Here is a 17,199-nt window from a genome sequence, read left to right as displayed (position 1 = left end):
AAATGCCGCGCCCAGGATGAATTACTTCACAAACTGCGACAGATTTTCTTTATCTACTGGTACGTAAGGAACACGTACGATTTTGTTGTCCATTTTGAAGTTAGTGCCTGCAGTTGGCTCTTTGCCATTGGCCAGATTGTTAGCAATATCCAGCGTCGCTTTCGCCTGGTTTTCCGCATCGTTCAACACGGTACCGGCCAGCGCGCCTGATTTCACCAGCGCCAGCGCTTCTGGCAGTGCATCGACACCAAACACCGGAATGCTGGTTTTGTTGTGCGCTTTCAGCGCTTCAACCGCACCCATCGCCATCGCATCGTTATTAGCGATGATCACTTCAATCTTGTTGGCGTTCGGGCCAGAGAGCCAGGCGTCAACTTTGTCTTTTGCCTGTGCGGTATCCCACATCGCGGTATCCATCGCCAGCTGCTGCGTTTTCAGGCCGTCTTTGTTCAGGGTATCGATCACGTATTTAGTACGCGCTTCGGCATCCGGATGGCCCGGCTCGCCTTTCAGCAGTACGAACTGGATGGTACCGTCTTTGTTTAGATCCCAGGCTGGCGTGGCTTTCCAGTGCTTCTCAATCAGCTGACCCTGGATGATGCCTGACTCTTTAGAGTCGGTACCGACGTAATACGCTTTAGGGTAGCTGGCCAGCACTTTGGCGTTAGGTTCTTTGTTGAAGAACACCACCGGCACATCGTTGCCACGCGCTTTATCAATCACCACTGCCGCAGCAGCCGGATCCACCAGGTTGATGGCCAGCGCTTTCACGCCTTTCGCCATCAGCACGTCAATCTGGTCGTTCTGTTTAGACTGGTCGTTTTGGGAGTCATTCATCAACAGCTGAATGCCGCCCAATGATTTTGCTTCTTTCTCAATGTCCTTACGCACCATCGACATGAAGTTGTCGTCGTATTTGTAGATGGTCACGCCAATGCGGGTATCGGCGGCGTGCGCAGTTGCACCAAACATCATGCTGGCAACCAGTGCTGTGAGCGTGAAAACCTTCTTATTCATGGTATCTCCGGTTTTTTATGTAGGGCATTTCATTGCGCTATTTGCCTGCGGGCAAACAGCGCCGTCGGTTGTAAACCTGATAATGGGCGGACGCGTAACGCAAAGCCGGGCCACCATCGCAATCCTGACTTCCCTGTAGGTAAACGCTTCCTGAAGAGTGTTGTGAACTATTTCAATCGGCTACTGAAACCGGCTGGGAGAAGGAATTCCCAGCGTTACATGATGTTTCAGTCCGGTAAGACGCTGCCATCATAGTGAGCGGCATGTTAATTAACTGTGAATGCAATCACAGATTGGAAACGGTTACACTGAGCTATCGCCTGAATTAGTGACCGACTCCACAATTTGCCGCTGGGCGACAGAATGGCGACGCACCAGCGTTGGCATAAAGCAGTGTACAGCCAGCTGATCCAGCTCACCTGCGGCACCTTTGAGCGCTAATTCCGTGGCGAGTTTCGCCATAGAAACAATAGGATAACGGACCGTGGTTAACTGCGGATCGGTGTAGCGGGAGATGGGAATATCATCAAAGCCAATGACAGAGAAATGCTGCGGAACCTGGATGCCGTTGTCCTTTAAAGCGGTCAATGCACCCGCCGCCATGCCGTCATTGTAGGAAAACACCGCGGTTAAATGTAAGTTACGACCCAGCAACTCCACCATCGCTGCTTCGCCGCCTTGCATATCAGGTTCAGCATGCGCAATCCATGACTCCTGCGGGCGGATTCCCTGTTCTGACAAGGCCTGCAGCCAGCCTTCACGTCGTTGCGTTACATCCTCAATCGGGTGGCTGGAACTAAGAAAGCCGATGCGTTGATGTCCCTGTTGTAACAACATGCGCGTGGCTACCTGAGCGCCGGTAACGTTATCCAGGCAGACGCAGCGGTGTTCATAACCGGGAATTGTACGGTTAATCAATACCATACCGGGAACCTGATCCATAAACTGCGTCAGTTCGGCGTCTGAAAGCGTTTTCGCGTGCACCACCAATGCGTTACATCGTTGACGTATCAGCACCTCAATTGCGTGACGTTCTTTCTCTTCCTGATGCCAGGAGTTGCTGATTAACACGTGTTTATGCACGCGCTGCGCCACGGTATCCACCGCTTTGACCAGCGCGCCAAAGAAGGGATCGGAAACATCCATCACAACCACGCCAATGGTGTCACTGATTTGCGTAGCCAGCGCCTGCGCGTTGGCGTTCGGGCGATAGCCTAACGCATCAACGGCAGCCAGCACGGCTTCCCGGGTATCGGCGGTGACTGCACTGCTGTTGTTGAGCACACGCGACACGGTGGCTACTGACACACCGGCCTGACGGGCGACATCACGAATCGTTATCATGCAGCTGTTCCACAGAGGCTGAAAATGCGCGACAAGCGCGTAACGGCGCTATTCTGTCAGGACATGTGAAACGACTACGTGAATCACATCACAGCAATGAAAACGGTTACATACAATTCTGCAACCTTTGTGATGAACATCATTATCTGAGCGAGGAGGAAGGATCAGCTTTTCCCGCGGCAAGACGTGTCAGTTTGCGCCAGATCCACTCCATTGGGCCTTGCGGGAAGACGCGCAGCCACAGCACGGAAAACAGGATATTAACCAGCCAGATAGCCGGTACAAAGGCCAGCAGCTGCAGTCGATCGAACCTGAGGAACAGATCAAAGCGGTAGAACAGCGTGGTGCAAATCAGCGTCTGTAACAGGTAATTGCTCAAGGCCATGCGGCCAACGCATTGAATGGCGTAGCTGACGCGCATTGACGCAATTTGCGGCCAGAATCCCAGGCAAAGCGCGGCATAACCGAGGCTGATAAACGGACTGGCGAGATCGCGCGGTACCTGCAGGAAAAAGCCGGTCCAGCGGAATTCCCAGCCAATCATCCACTGCGCGGCGATGCCGGGAATGGCGATCAGCCAGCCGATAGTCAGCAGCAGCGCCGCCGAACGGCGATAGTGCTGCACGCTAAATTGCCCGCTGAGCCAGCCGCTGCGCATCAATGCCGCACCAATCAGCATCAAACCCGCCAGTTGCCATCCATATTGTGATGCCAGCGCCATCAGGCCTGATGACAGATGATCCAGCCGGTTCTGCACCGCTTCCCAACCGCCGAGCAGTTTCCAGTAGCTTTCATACTGCAGGTCCGCCGCACCCGGCAGCCAGGATCGCGTGGGATTGGGGCTGGAGACCGCGCCGAAAATCAGCAGCACGCCGCAGCCGACCAGATAGAGTAATGCGCCGGTTTGTAACAACGCGCGGTCGGAAGGCACATCACGCAGCATGCGCCAGATAATCAGCCCAATCAGGCCATAATCCAGCAGGATGTCGCCTTCCCAGAAAAAGATGCCGTGAATAAATCCGAGCAGCACTAGCAGCGTCAGACGCGCCGACATCCAGCGGCTACCGCGCGGCGCCTGCATATAAAGGCCGGCACCAAACAGCAAGGCAAACAGCGTGAGGAATTTCAGCTGCGCCAGGCCATCCATGATCGCCCACGTCCAGGCATCAGACGTAGCAGCCTCGCCGCGCCATGCCGGATTGAGATAGGCGGCCGATGGCAACGCAAAGCCGACAATGTTCAGCAGCAAGATGCCGAGAATGGCGCAACCACGAATGAAATCCAGCGCGAGATAGCGTTGCATCGAGTGCCCTGACGGAGAGAGGAAATCGGGCAACAGGCTGTTGCCCAAACAGATTAGCTGTGACGAACCGCGCGCAAAAACTCCTGACGCGTGTTCTGGCTGGATTTGAACAAGCCACCCAGTGAAGTGGTGGTGGTGGCGCTGGTAGCATCTTTTACGCCACGCGCTTTCACGCAGTAATGCACCGCATCAATCGACACCGCAACGTTATTGGTGCCAAGCAGCGTTTGCAGCGCCACCAGCACTTGCTGCGTCAGGCGCTCTTGCACCTGCGGACGCTGGGCAAAGAACTGCACAATACGGTTGATTTTCGACAGGCCAATCACTTTTTCTTTCGGGATATAGGCCACGGTGGCTTTGCCATCGATAATCACAAAGTGGTGTTCGCAAGTGCTGGTCAACGTGATATCACGCACCGTTACCATCTCATCCACTTTCATCTTGTTTTCAATAACGGTGATTTTCGGGAAGTTGGCGTAATCCAGACCTGAGAAAATCTCATCCACATACATCTTAGCGATGCGGTGCGGCGTTTCCATCAGGCTGTCATCTTCCAGATCCAGGTTCAGCAGCTGCATGATTTGCGTCATGTGACCGGCAATTTCGCGTTTGCGCGCGGCGTCATCCATTTCACGCACCGGGGCACGTAACGGTGTTTCCAGACCACGCGCCAACAGCGCTTCGTGAACCAGGGCGGCTTCCTGACTTAAGGTGCTCATTTACTCTTCTCCGACAGGTGATGCGCCCGCGGGTTTTCGCCCACGGGGGAAATTCTGAGCGCGTATTGTGAAATACTCCGCGCCCTTAATCCAGTAATCATTCTGATAAGCTTTTCATCACGTACGGCGACGTAAAACCAGCATTCCCGCAAGGATTAAGCTGGCGCCCGCTACCCACAGCGCGGGTTCCAGCTGATGCCATAGCATGCTGGAGATCCACGACAGCAGCGGACCGCCCAACTGCCCGACCGCATAACCGGTGGTGAGCAAACCGGCAAGATAGCGCGCATGCTGCGGTGCCAGCTCGCGCCCATATTGCAGCGTCAGCTGCACCACACACAGGAAGCCGCCGCCGATCAGCGCTGCGCCCAGCATCAGGCCATTCAAGCCGGGCAGCACAATCGCGGCGATAACGCCCAGCGCCTGCGCCCACAACACTATGGCCAGCCGCAGATGGCTGCTGCCCCAGTGACGCGTCAGGATGCCTAACACGATGCCGATCACCGCCGCGCCACCAAACACCGGCCAGACAAACTGGGCAAACGCGCTGTCAGGAAAACGCGCCGCCGCCATTTGCGACAGAAAAGTGGCGGGCAGAATGTAGCCAAAGCCGGCGAGGCTGTAACTCAGCACCAGGCGCTTGAGATTGCCATTCAGCACCAGCGGCGATGCAGCGTGATCGGGGCGATGTAACTGGCCGGTGCGCGGCAGGAATCGCGCAATCGCGGCAATCAACAACAGCGCCAGCAAACCGTAAGCCGCCCACGCAAAGGCCGCGCTGACACCGCTGGCGTGCAGCGCCACCGCCAGCATGCCGCTGATAAAGATGCCGGTGCCGGGTCCGGCAAACACCGCCGCCAGCAAGCCGGGACGTCCGTGATGATGTAGCTGGTCGCTGGCCCATGCCGCCAGCAACACCATCGCCCAGCCGCTGGCCCAGCCAATCAGGAAACGAATCAGGCCATGTAACCACGGACCGCTGACGCAGGCCGAGAGCAGCGTTAAAATCACTGCGCCCCACACGCCCGCCTGTAAACGCCACTCGACGCGGGTGCGCGCACGCATCGCATCAAACGAGCCAAATAGATAGCCGAGATAGTTGAGTGCCGCCACCAGACTGGCGCTGGTGAGCGTCAGTTGATGGTCCTGAATCATCAGCGGAACCTGCGGCGTGAAAGCAAATCGCCCAATCCCCATCGCAACCACTAAACTTAAGAACGCGCTAAGCGCGACACGAAACGCCATACCGACCTCAGAATGTTTTATCACTTGTCACTAGCATGCATGACGTTTAAACTCACGGAAAGTGAATAATACTAACCAAGTTGTTTACGAGAAGAGAATATGGATTTAGTACAGCTCCGCATGTTTTGCTCCGTGGCCGAATCCGGTTCGCTGGCGCGTGCCGCCGAGCAACTCCATCGCGTACCTTCCAATCTCACCACGCGTCTGCGCCAGCTGGAAGATGAAATTGGCGTTGATCTGTTTATTCGTGAGAAGCAACGCATTCGCCTGTCGCCAATGGGCCACAATTTTCTTAACTATGCGCAGCGCATCCTGGCATTGAGCGATGAAGCGCTGAACATGGCGCGCGCCGGTGAGCCGGGCGGTAATTTCGCGCTCGGTTCGATGGAGAGCACCGCCGCGACGCGCCTCCCTGCCCTCCTGGCGGCCTATCACCAGCGTTTTCCCGCCGTGGAACTGTCGCTGATCACCAATACTTCCGGTGAAATCATCGACAAAGTGCGGGAAGGCACGCTGGCCGCCGCGCTGGTGGATGGTCCGGTGGCGCACGACGATCTCAATGGCTGCATTGCCTTTAATGAGCAGATGGTGCTGATCACCAGCCCGGAACATGCGCCGATTGCCAGCGCGCGCGATGTGCAAGGCGACACGCTGTTTGCTTTTCGCAACAGCTGTTCCTACCGCACCAAGCTGGAAGCGTGGTATCGCGAAAGCCAGACCGCGCCGAGCAGCGTGATGGAGATACAGTCTTACCACGCGATGGTGGCGTGTGTGGCCGGCGGCGCGGGCGTGGCGATGATTCCCGCCTCGGTGCTGGCGCAAATGCCAGCCCGCGCCCGCGTGCAGGAGCATGCGTTACCGCCAGCTTACCGCGATACCGCCACCTGGCTGATGTGGCGGCGCGATGCGTTTACACCCAATGTGGAAGCACTGAAATATTTGATTATTGAACTGTTTGACGATCGCCCGGTTAACGACGAGTTACGGCATCCGCTGCACGTTGCCGAGTGAGTTTCTGTTTTATCGACATCACGACCATCGGGGCCACTTACCCCGCATCTACAGGAAGAGGGATTGTATGAACATGATTAAAACCCGCGCCGCCGTTGCCTGGGCAGCTGGCGAACCGCTGAAAATCGAAGAAGTGGATCTGATGCCACCGCAAAAAGGTGAAGTGCTGGTGCGCATCGTGGCTACTGGCGTGTGCCACACCGATGCTTACACCTTGTCGGGACAAGATCCGGAAGGCGTATTCCCGGCGATCCTCGGCCACGAAGGCGGCGGCGTGGTGGAAGCGGTGGGTGAAGGCGTGACCAGCGTGGCCGTCGGCGACCACGTGATCCCGCTTTACACCCCAGAGTGCGGCAAGTGTAAGTTCTGTCTCTCGGGCAAAACCAACCTGTGTCAGGCGATTCGCGCCACCCAGGGCAAAGGTTTGATGCCAGACGGCACCACCCGCTTCTTCAAAGACGGCAAGCCGATTTTCCACTACATGGGCACCTCAACCTTCTCTGAATACACCGTGGTACCGGAAATCTCGCTGGCGGTGATCAGCAAAGAAGCGCCTCTGGAAGAAGTGTGCCTGCTGGGCTGCGGCGTCACCACCGGCATGGGCGCGGTGATGAACACGGCCAAAGTGAAAGAAGGCGATACCGTGGCGATCTTCGGCCTCGGCGGCATTGGTTTGTCGGCGATTATCGGCGCGAAGATGGCGAAAGCCGGTCGCATCATCGGTATCGATCTCAACACCAGTAAATTCGATCTGGCGCGCAAACTGGGTGCCACCGATCTGATCAACCCAAAAGATCACGATAAGCCGATTCAGGATGTGATCGTTGAACTGACCGACGGCGGCGTCGATTTCTCCTTCGAGTGCATCGGTAACGTTAACGTGATGCGTTCGGCGCTGGAGTGCTGCCACAAAGGTTGGGGCGAATCAGTGATTATCGGCGTGGCTGGCGCGGGCCAGGAGATTTCTACCCGTCCATTCCAGCTGGTGACCGGTCGCGTATGGCGTGGTTCCGCTTTTGGTGGCGTTAAAGGCCGTTCACAGTTGCCGGGCATCGTGCAGGATTACCTCGACGGTAAATTCGCCCTGAACGATTTCATCACCCATAACCTGCCGCTGGAAGAGATTAACGACGCCTTTGATCTGATGCATGAAGGGAAATCCATCCGTACGGTGGTGCATTTTACTAAGTAATCAGGAGACGTTATGGCTTCCACTTTGGAGCTGTTAGAAGAGCATCGCATTTTTGGTGGCTGGCAGCAGCGCTGGCGTCATCAGTCGGCCGTGCTGAACTGTCCGATGACCTTCAGCATTTTTCTGCCGCCGCCGCAAAGTGACGCACCGCCGCCGGTAGTGTGGTTTCTCGCCGGATTGACCTGCAGCGATGAGAACTTCACCACCAAAGCCGGCGCCCAGCGCGTGGCTGCGCAGCTGGGTTTGGTGCTGCTTATGCCAGACACCAGCCCGCGCGGTGACGATGTGGCAAACGACAGCGGTTACGATCTCGGCCAGGGCGCAGGTTTCTACCTCAACGCCACGCAGCAGCCGTGGGCGGCGAACTTCCGCATGTTCGATTACCTCAGCGCGGAGCTGCCGGAGTTGGTGGCGGATAACTTTAAGCTGAGCGATCGTCAGTCGGTGATGGGTCATTCAATGGGCGGTCACGGTGCGCTGGTGTTGGCATTGCGTCTTGGCGGACGTTTTGCGTCTGCTTCTGCCTTCGCGCCAATCGTCAATCCTACCGAAGTGCCGTGGGGGCAGAAGGCCTTTGCCGCATACCTGGGTGAAGATCGTCAGACGTGGCGTGAATGGGATAGTTGCCTGTTGATGCGTGACGTGGAACAGCGCTTGCCGATTCTGATTGATCAAGGGGATAGCGATCAGTTCCTCGCCGATCAGCTGCGTCCAGAGCGACTGGAAGCGGTGGCGCGTGAGCAAGGTTTCCCGCTGGAGCTACGCATTCAGCCGGGTTATGACCATAGCTACTTCTTTATCGCCAGCTTCGTGGAAGATCATCTGCGTTTCCACGCGAAGCATTTGTTGGTGTGATGGTGCTGGCTGGCCTCTCGGTATGTGCTGGCTGTCCCCCTCCTCGGTCCTCCCCCATAAATGGGGGAGGAAGATGCTGCCACATGTCAGTGAGGAAGCTGCATGTGGCAGCGTCTCCTTCCCCCGCTTGCGGGGGAAGGCCGGGATGGGGGACAGCGTGCACCTGCTTAACTACACCAACGTCTCCGCCAACCCGTCGATCATCACCTGCGGCATGCCGCGTGAGCAGTGCTCGATACGGCCGCGCACGCCATACACCTGCGCCAGGGTCTCAGGCGTAATCACCTGCGACGGCTCGCCGTCCGCCAGCAGATTGCCATCCTTCAGCATCAGCGCGTGATCCGCATGACGCAGCGCGATGTTGATATCGTGCACCACCACCACCGTCACAATATTGCGCAACCGGGTTTCACGACGCACCAGATCCATCACGTGGAACTGGTAGTTAAGATCCAGCGCGCTAAGCGGTTCATCCAGCAGCAACAGTTCCGGACGGCGAATCAGCGATTGCGCCAGACCCACCAACTGCTTCTGCCCGCCCGAAAGCTGATCGAGATAACGCATGGCTAAATGCGCGATGCCGAGCTGCTCGAGTAGATGCATGATCTCCGCTTCGCTCGAGGCGCTGTGCAAGCCACCCGACGCACGCTGCGCCACGATAATCGACTCCAGCACGTGCAGATGCACGCCCGCCGGCAAACTTTGCGGCAGATAAACCACACGCTGCGCCCGGCGCGCAAACGGCTGGCTCATCAGCTCTTCACCGTTCAGCCACAGCTCGCCCTGCCCTTTGCCCAATCCAGCCAGCGCGCGCAACAGCGTCGATTTGCCGCAGCCGTTGGGGCCAAGCAACACGGTGATTTTGCCCTGCGGCAGTTCCGGCACGTTGAGATCGTCAATCACCTTGCGTTTCGGATAACCGGCGGAGAAATGCTTGAGACGTAATCCCTGCTCCATTACACCGTCCCCCGATGACGCAGAATAATGCTGAGGAAGAACGGCACGCCGACCAGCGACGTCACAATTCCCACCGGAATGATCACGCCGGGAATCAGGTTTTTCGACGCCACCGAAGCCAGCGACAGCACCAGCGCACCGACCAGCGCGCTGGCTGGCAGGTAATAGCGGTGATCTTCACCAAACATCATGCGCGCAATGTGTGGCGCGACCAGACCGATGAAACCAATTGGGCCGACAAACGCCACCGCCAGCGCAGAGAGAATACTGATGCGCAGCAGCGTTGCCAGGCGCAGACGGCGCACGTCGATACCAAAACTCACCGCGCGATCTTCGCCGAGGCGCAGCGCGGTCAGCTTCCAGCTGCTGAGCATCGAGAACGGAATCAGGATGGCAAAGGCGGCGGTTAATACGCCGAGCTTTTCCCACGAGGCGCGCGCGAGGCTGCCCATGGTCCAGAACACCAGGCCCTGCAAAGTATCTTCGCTGGCGATGAACTGCATCATTGAGACTAATGCGTTGAAGGTGAACACCAGCGCGATACCAAACAGCACCACGCCAGAGGTCGAAACTTTGGTCCAGCGCGTCACGCCATCCAGCATCAAGGCGGCAAATAGCGCAAACACAAACGCGTTGGCGGAGATAAACCACTGATCCGGCACGCCAGGAATGCCGATACCAAGAACGATGGCCAGCGCCGCACCAAAGGCCGCCGCCGACGAAACGCCGAGCGTAAACGGGCTGGCAAGCGGGTTATTCAGGATGGTTTGCATCTCTGCACCGGCAAGGCCGAGCGAGAAGCCCACCACCACCGCCATCAAGGCGTACGGTAAACGAATATCCCAGACAATCACGCGGGTGCCCGCATCGACCGCATCGGGATGCGTCAGCGTTTGCCATAAGGTGTCGAGGGAGAGCCCAGCCGGGCCGAGGGTGAAATCAAGAATCACTGACGCTAATATCGCCAGCGCCAGCACGCCAATTAACATCAGTCGCTGGCGCAGTACCTGACGATAACGCGTCATGGTGTCGGTTTCGAGGCCGTTTTCCGCCAGCAGCGTGGCGTCGGTGGTACGCATTGTTCTACCCGTTTCTTGTCGAAATCATAACGGCAGCCACAATAGTGCAGGTGATAATAATTATCAATTCAATCTGAGTAACAAAATCCAAAACAATGCGCAATAAATTGCGCCGCTACTACACGTGCACCTTATTCGTAGCGGCGCGATTTATCGCGCAAGAGTATGACTACTCTTTAAACGTCGGGAATTCCATCTCGCTGTATTTCACGAACCGCGAACCGCGTGTCAGCTTGTAGCCCAACCAAATAATCAGGAACAGCGGCAGACCAATATAGGTTGCGGCCACACCATACCAATCAATGCGGTCAGCAAGGAACGCCTGATAGTTCTGACCCAGTGTGATGATCAAACACAGAATAAAGGCGAAAATCGGTCCCAGCGGGAAGAAGCCCGAATGGTACGGCAAATCGGCCAGGTTGTGACCCTGAGCGATATAACCGCGACGGAAACGGTAATGGCTAATGGCGATACCCAACCAGGCAATAAAACCGGTCATGCCTGAGGTGTTCAGTAGCCACAGGTAAACTTCCTGGTTACCAAATTTCGAGCTCAGGAAGCACAATCCCGCCACCACGGTGGTAGCAATCAGCGCGTTACGCGGCACGCCACCTTTCGACAGCTTGCCGAAAATGCGTGGCGCTTTACCTTCGCGTGCCAGGTTGAACAGCATACGCGTTGAGGCGTACATGCCGGAGTTACCCGCCGACAGTACCGCCGTCAGAATCACTGCGTTCATTACCGCTGCCGCCGAAAGCAGACCGGCATTCTGGAACACCAGCGTGAACGGGCTGATGGCGATATCGGTGACATCGTTATGCAGCAGCTTCGGATCGGTGTACGGCAGAATCAGGCTAATGATCAGAATAGCGAAGATATAGAACAGCAGAATTCGCCAGAATACCTGACGCACCGCGCGCGGAATGTTCTTCGCCGGATCCTCAGATTCACCGGCCGCGATACCGATCAGCTCGGTGCCCTGGAAGGAGAAGCCAACGATCATCGCCACGCCTATCATCGCGGCAAAACCACCGGCGAACGGCGCTTCGCCCACGGTCCAGTTATGCCAGCCGGCGTTTTCTGCGCCGCGCAGGATGCCGGTGATCATCAACACGCCAACCACAATAAAGATGATGACGGTGGTCACTTTGATCAGCGAGAACCAATATTCCGCTTCGCCGAAGCCTTTGACTGAGATGTAGTTGAGCAGGAACATCAGGCCAAGGAACAGTGCGCTCCAGATCCAGCCGGGCGTGTCCGGGAACCAGTAGTTCATGACGAGCTGCGAGGCGACGAGGTCAACGGCGATGGTCACCGCCCAGTTGTACCAATAGTTCCAGCCCAGCGCGAAGCCGAAGCCTTCTTCAACATATTTTGAACCGTAGGTGGAGAAGGAGCCAGAAACCGGCATAAAGGCCGCGAGTTCGCCGAGGCTGGTCATCAGGAAGTAAACCATCAGGCCGATGAGCGCATAGGAGAGCAGCGCGCCGCCGGGTCCGGCCTGAGAAATGGTGGCACCCGAGGCGACAAACAGGCCGGTACCGATGGAACCACCAATGGCGATCATGGTGAGATGACGCGCTTTTAATTCACGGCGCAATCCAGGTTGTTGTGTTGTTTTTGAGTCATTATGCATGTGTAAACGCTATGCTGGATAAAAATGAGGCGAGATTGTAGCAGCTAGCCCCAAGCTGTATAGCATTCACGTCGGGTTATTAGTTACCTTCATGATCGGCCGGGAATTATTAGCCGCAGCGTGATCAGCGCTGTGATTATTCACGGCAATACGACAGGAAACGGCTTAAAGCTTTGGACACATGCTTCTGTCGATGATGGATGCGATACAGCGTGCGCGTCAGGCGCGGCAATGGGATCGCGACTTCCACCAACGTGCCGGCTTCCAGCAGATCCTCAATCACCCGCCGCGACAAACAGCTGATGCCCATGCCGTGACGCACCGCGTGTTTAATCGCCTCTGAATTGCCTAACTCCATGCCGAGCTGAAACTGTGGCAGATGCGACAGCAGCAGATAATCAACGATCTCGCGCGTGCCTGAACCGCGCTCGCGTAGAATCCACGGCGCGGCGGCGAGCGCTTCCAGCGTAATCGGCTGCTGCAGGATGGCGGCATTCGGCGCGGCAAACACCACCAGCTCATCTTCCAGCCACGGCTCGCTGATAATATCCAGCTCGTGGCACGGACCTTCGATCAAACCGATATCGACGCGGAAATCCGCCACCGCATTAATCGCATCCTGACTGTTACCGACGCTCAGCTCCAGCGGCAACGCCGGGAAATCGCGGCGATAGGCGGCGATCATGCCCGGCAGCAGGTAATTACCAATGGTGCTGCTGGCGAACAGGCGAATCGCCCCGTTATCTTCCTTAAACAGCTGTTCGATTTCGCCCGCCTGCTCCATCAAACCCACGGCGCGCGGATAGAGTAAACGGCCATGCTCATTCACCACCAGCCGCTTACCAACGCGGTCAAACAGCTGCACACCGAGTTGGTTTTCCAAATCTGCTAACGCGGCGCTCACCGCCGACTGCGACAGCGCCAGCACCTGCGAGGCCTGCGTCGTCGAGCCGCTCTTCAGCACTTCGGTAAACACTTCAATCTGGCGCAACGTGATGTGCATGCGGTTCCCTTATATTACTTATTCTGGTTAATTATAAATATATTATCAATTTTACTTTTATACCAGCACAGCGCAGGCTTGAGGCAGAGATTGAATGTTAGAAGGTCGCCAGGAATGGTGCCCCTACAGGAGAAAAGTATGGCTGAGTTAAGCGTGAATAAAACCCCGTTTCATCTACATCACTGGCTGCCGGGTTTGCTGTTGACCGTGGCGATTGCCGGTACCACGGCGTGGTTAAGCAATCAGTCTTGGTTGGCCGGGGCCGGATTCGGTGCGCTGACGTTAGCGATTATTTTGGGCATCGTGCTCGGTAACACCCTTTATCCGCAGATGGCCGGCGCCTGTGACAGCGGCGTAATGCTGGCGAAACAGCGCTTGCTGCGCCTCGGCATCATCCTGTATGGCTTTCGTATTACCGTGCAGCAGATTGCTGATGTCGGTCTTAGCGGCGTATTGATTGATGTGATGGTTCTCAGCTCCACTTTCCTGCTGACCTGTTTTATCGGCATTCGTCTGCTGAAGATGGATCGCGAAACCGTGTGGCTGATTGGGGCGGGCAGCAGCATTTGCGGTGCGGCGGCGGTGCTGGCGAGTGAACCTATCGTCAAGGCTGCGCCGTCAAAAGTGGCGGTAGCTGTTGCGACTGTGGTGCTGTTTGGTACCGTTGGCATCGTGCTGTATCCGATGTTGTGGTCGCTGCTTCCAACGGTCAGCGCGGAACATTTCGGAATCTTCACGGGTTCGACGTTGCATGAAGTGGCGCAGGTTGTCGCGGCAGGACACGCGATGGGTGCCGAGGCCGAAAACACCGCCGTGATTGCCAAAATGCTACGCGTGATGATGTTAGCGCCCTTCTTGCTGATGCTGGGAAGCTGGCTGAAACGTCAGCCTAGCCACAACGCACAGCAACAAGCGATTAGTTTTCCCTGGTTCGCGCTGCTGTTTATTGTGGTGGCGCTGTTTAACTCGCTGCATCTGCTGCCTGCCAATATTGTTGGCACGTTGAATCAGCTGGCCAATCTGCTGCTGGCGATGGCGATGGCCGCGCTGGGTTTGACTACGCGCTTCAGCGCCCTGAAACAGGCCGGTTGTAAACCGTTGCTGCTGGGATTGGTGATGTTTGGCTGGTTAATTCTCGGCGGCGGAGCACTCAATGTGCTGGTGCAACATTTCATGGCGTAACCGCATCCGCTATGATGGGCAGCTTTGCAGCAGCAATCGCCCAATCAGGAGAGCGGCATGAAATATATCGGCGCACACGTCAGTGCATCAGGCGGCGTGGACCAGGCAGTTATCCGTGCCCACGAACTCGAAGCCACAGCCTTTGCGCTGTTCACCAAAAATCAGCGCCAGTGGAAAGCCGCACCGCTGTCAGGAGAAGTGATCGATGCGTTTAAAACCGCCTGCGATCGTTACAACTTCACCTCCGCGCAGATTCTGCCGCATGATAGCTATTTAATTAACCTCGGCCATCCGGTGATGGAAGCGCTGGAGAAATCGCGCGAGGCTTTCCTCGATGAGATGCAGCGTGCCGAGCAGTTGGGTTTAACCCTGCTGAACTTCCATCCGGGCAGCCATCTGAAGCAGATTGAAGAAGAAGCCTGCCTGAAGCGTATCGCCGAATCGATCAACATCGCGCTGGATAAAACCAGCAGCGTGGTGGCGGTGATCGAAAACACCGCCGGTCAGGGCAGCAATCTCGGTTTCCGCTTCGAGCACCTCGCCACCATTATTGAGCACGTGGAAGATAAGTCGCGCGTTGGCGTGTGCATTGATACCTGCCACGCCTTTGCGGGCGGTTACGACCTGCGTACCGAAGAAGCCTGCGCCGAGACCTTCAGCGACTTTGAGCGCATCGTTGGTTTCCAGTATCTGCGCGGTATGCACCTGAATGATGCCAAGAGCACGCTGGGCAGTCGCGTCGACCGCCATCACAGTCTGGGTGAAGGCAATATCGGTAAAACCGCGTTTAGCTGGCTGATGAAAGATAAACGTTTTGACGGCATTCCCATGATTCTGGAAACCATTAATCCGGATATCTGGAAGGATGAGATTGCGTGGTTGAAGTCGGAGCAGCAGGGTTAATTATCTGATTAAACAAAAGGGAGCCGCAGCTCCCTTTTTTATGTCTGACGAAGATTACGCGGCTTTAACCAGCTCTTCTTCCGGACGTTTCAGGATGGCGTAGCCAAGTCCCGCTACCGCAGTACCAATCACAATCGCCAGCAGATAACCCAATACTGGGGTAATCGCGCCTGGGATCAGCAGGACGAACAGACCACCGTGCGGTGCCATCAGTTTCGCGCCAATCGCCATGGAAATCGCACCGGTTACCGCGCCGCCAATGATACAGCACGGCAGCACACGCATTGGATCACGCGCCGCAAACGGAATCGCACCTTCAGAGATGAAGCACAGCCCGAGCACCAGCGCCGCTTTACCCCCTTCCTGCTGACCTTTGTTGAACTTACGACGCGCAACCAGCGTCGCCAGGCCCATTGCCAGCGGTGGCACCATACCGGCTGCCATAATGGCCGCCATCGGTGCGTAGGTTTGTGAACTCAGCAGACCAACACCAAACGCATAGGCCACTTTGTTCACCGGACCGCCCATGTCGGTACACATCATGCCACCGAGAATTGCGCCCAACAGCACTGCGTTCGCGGTACCCATATTGGCCAGCCAGGTTGTCAGGCCAGTCATGATGCCCGCCACCGGCTTACCTACCACGTAAATCATCAGCAAACCGGTAATTAAACTCGCCACCAGCGGAATAATCAGAATCGGCTTCAGCGCTTCCATACTCTGCGGCAGTTTCACTTTGCTGCTCAGCATTTTCGCAGCGTAACCGGCAATGAAACCGGCGATGATACCGCCCAGGAAACCGGCGTTAATGCTGGTGGCGATCATACCGCCAATCAAACCAGGCGTCAGACCCGGACGATCCGCAATCGAGAAGGCAATGAAACCGGCTAACACCGGCACCATCAGCGCGAAGGCGCTGCCACCACCAATCTGCATCAGTGCAGCCGCTAAGGTGCCCGGCTCTTTAAATGCGGTGATACCAAAGGCAAATGACAGCGCGATGCTTAAACCACCGGCAACCACCATCGGCAGCATGTACGAAACGCCAGTCAGCAGGTGACGATAGGCACCGGCTTTCTCTTTGCTGTCGCCCTGTGCGCTGGCAGCCTGATTGCCGCTCGGCTGATAGGTTTTCGCTTCGGCCTGCGCTTTATCCAGCTCCTGCGCAGTTTTCTTCAGCGCCAGACTGGTTGAGGTGCGGTACATCGGCTTACCGGCAAATTTCGCCAGATCCACATCGATATCAGCCGCGACGATCACCAGATCGGCCGCCGCCACTTCTTCTGGGGTAATCGCGTTGCCTGCGCCCACTGAACCACGGGTTTCAACTTTCACCCACCAGCCACGCTTGGTCGCTTCGGCCTGAATAGCTTCAGCAGCCATAAAGGTATGCGCCACGCCGGTTGGGCAGGCGGTCACCGCCACGATGCGTTTCTGAGCAGCGCTCTGCGCAGCTACTGGCGCGGCAGCGGTTGCAGCAGCAGGCTGCCAGGTTTTGGCACTCGCTTTGGCTTGATTGATTGCCGCCAGCGGATCGCGCAGCGCTTGCTGCACATCAACCAGCGCCAGCGATTTACCGGCCAGCTCTGCGTCGTGCGGCACATTGTGGCCAGCAACCAGCACCAGTTCAGCTTCGGCGGCATTGTCGGTCAGCGTCAGGCCAGCTTGTGCCGCCGTCGCGCGTAAACGTTCCAGCGCCAGATGTCCTGACGCCAGTCCCAGTGAAGAATCTTTTATCAGCAGCGTTTTCATT

15 protein-coding genes are annotated in these 17,199 nt (G+C 56.7%); 5 read left to right on the top strand and 10 right to left on the bottom strand.

Annotated elements, in window-relative coordinates; translation table 11 throughout:
- Positions 1-21: 21 nt before the first annotated feature.
- The 5 genes from mglB to DEU53_RS08025 form a co-directional block, all read right to left on the bottom strand.
- On the bottom strand, positions 22-1,017 hold the full coding sequence (gene mglB / locus DEU53_RS08045) for a galactose/glucose ABC transporter substrate-binding protein MglB (protein WP_101763715.1): 996 nt from the start codon (positions 1,015-1,017) through the stop codon (positions 22-24).
- Between the two features lie 303 nt (positions 1,018-1,320).
- Positions 1,321-2,361 (bottom strand): HTH-type transcriptional regulator GalS, encoded by a 1,041-nt coding sequence (gene galS, locus DEU53_RS08040; protein ID WP_110866612.1) that lies wholly within the window; start codon positions 2,359-2,361, stop codon positions 1,321-1,323.
- A 142-nt stretch (positions 2,362-2,503) separates the two neighbouring features.
- A complete protein-coding gene (gene yeiB / locus DEU53_RS08035; RefSeq protein ID WP_110866611.1) occupies positions 2,504-3,664 on the bottom strand; it encodes a DUF418 domain-containing protein YeiB in 1,161 nt (386 codons plus the stop codon).
- A 53-nt stretch (positions 3,665-3,717) separates the two neighbouring features.
- Entirely contained in the window at positions 3,718-4,383 is a 666-nt protein-coding gene (gene folE, locus DEU53_RS08030; RefSeq protein ID WP_049852430.1) for a GTP cyclohydrolase I FolE, read from the bottom strand.
- A gap of 117 nt (positions 4,384-4,500) precedes the next feature.
- Positions 4,501-5,628, bottom strand: a complete 1,128-nt coding sequence (locus DEU53_RS08025; RefSeq protein ID WP_101763712.1) for a YbfB/YjiJ family MFS transporter — start codon at positions 5,626-5,628, stop codon at positions 4,501-4,503.
- Positions 5,629-5,727: 99 nt separating this feature from the next.
- Here DEU53_RS08025 and DEU53_RS08020 point away from each other — a divergent pair, with 99 nt between their 5' ends.
- From DEU53_RS08020 to fghA, 3 genes are all read left to right on the top strand, one after another.
- On the top strand, positions 5,728-6,639 hold the full coding sequence (locus tag DEU53_RS08020) for a LysR family transcriptional regulator (protein WP_101763711.1): 912 nt from the start codon (positions 5,728-5,730) through the stop codon (positions 6,637-6,639).
- A 67-nt stretch (positions 6,640-6,706) separates the two neighbouring features.
- Complete coding sequence (locus DEU53_RS08015) at positions 6,707-7,831, top strand: S-(hydroxymethyl)glutathione dehydrogenase/class III alcohol dehydrogenase (RefSeq protein ID WP_064739274.1); 1,125 nt, start codon at positions 6,707-6,709, stop codon at positions 7,829-7,831.
- A 12-nt stretch (positions 7,832-7,843) separates the two neighbouring features.
- A complete protein-coding gene (gene fghA, locus DEU53_RS08010) occupies positions 7,844-8,686 on the top strand; it encodes an S-formylglutathione hydrolase (protein ID WP_110866610.1) in 843 nt (280 codons plus the stop codon).
- 171 nt (positions 8,687-8,857) lie between these two features.
- Here the strand turns inward: fghA and DEU53_RS08000 are convergent, their stop codons facing one another.
- From DEU53_RS08000 to yieE, 4 genes are all read right to left on the bottom strand, one after another.
- Complete coding sequence (locus DEU53_RS08000; RefSeq protein WP_110866609.1) at positions 8,858-9,643, bottom strand: ABC transporter ATP-binding protein; 786 nt, start codon at positions 9,641-9,643, stop codon at positions 8,858-8,860.
- Positions 9,643-10,722: an iron ABC transporter permease gene (locus DEU53_RS07995; RefSeq protein WP_101763708.1), complete on the bottom strand. Its 1,080-nt coding sequence runs from the start codon at positions 10,720-10,722 to the stop codon at positions 9,643-9,645. Before DEU53_RS07995 ends, DEU53_RS08000 begins: the two co-directional genes overlap by 1 nt.
- A 169-nt stretch (positions 10,723-10,891) precedes the next feature.
- Positions 10,892-12,358, bottom strand: coding sequence for an amino acid permease (locus tag DEU53_RS07990; RefSeq protein WP_110866608.1), 1,467 nt, complete (start codon positions 12,356-12,358; stop codon positions 10,892-10,894).
- Between the two features lie 136 nt (positions 12,359-12,494).
- Complete coding sequence (gene yieE, locus DEU53_RS07985; protein WP_110866607.1) at positions 12,495-13,361, bottom strand: DNA-binding transcriptional regulator YeiE; 867 nt, start codon at positions 13,359-13,361, stop codon at positions 12,495-12,497.
- 138 nt (positions 13,362-13,499) lie between these two features.
- Between yieE and DEU53_RS07980 the strand changes: the two genes are divergently transcribed.
- Positions 13,500-14,543 (top strand): YeiH family putative sulfate export transporter, encoded by a 1,044-nt coding sequence (locus DEU53_RS07980; protein WP_110866606.1) that lies wholly within the window; start codon positions 13,500-13,502, stop codon positions 14,541-14,543.
- Positions 14,544-14,600: 57 nt separating this feature from the next.
- Positions 14,601-15,446, top strand: coding sequence for a deoxyribonuclease IV (gene nfo / locus DEU53_RS07975; RefSeq protein WP_101763704.1), 846 nt, complete (start codon positions 14,601-14,603; stop codon positions 15,444-15,446).
- A gap of 54 nt (positions 15,447-15,500) precedes the next feature.
- Here the strand turns inward: nfo and fruA are convergent, their stop codons facing one another.
- The gene (gene fruA, locus DEU53_RS07970; protein ID WP_110866605.1) at positions 15,501-17,198 is read right to left on the bottom strand and encodes a PTS fructose transporter subunit IIBC; all 1,698 of its coding nucleotides are present in this window, start codon (positions 17,196-17,198) and stop codon (positions 15,501-15,503) included.
- Between the last annotated feature and the right edge of the window lies 1 nt (position 17,199).

The sequence above is a fragment of the Pantoea sp. AG1095 genome (assembly GCF_003208415.1).
Taxonomy (GTDB): Bacteria; Pseudomonadota; Gammaproteobacteria; order Enterobacterales; family Enterobacteriaceae; genus Pantoea; species Pantoea leporis.
Note: the sequence above shows the minus strand (reverse complement) of the source record. Positions and strands in the feature narration are given on the sequence as shown.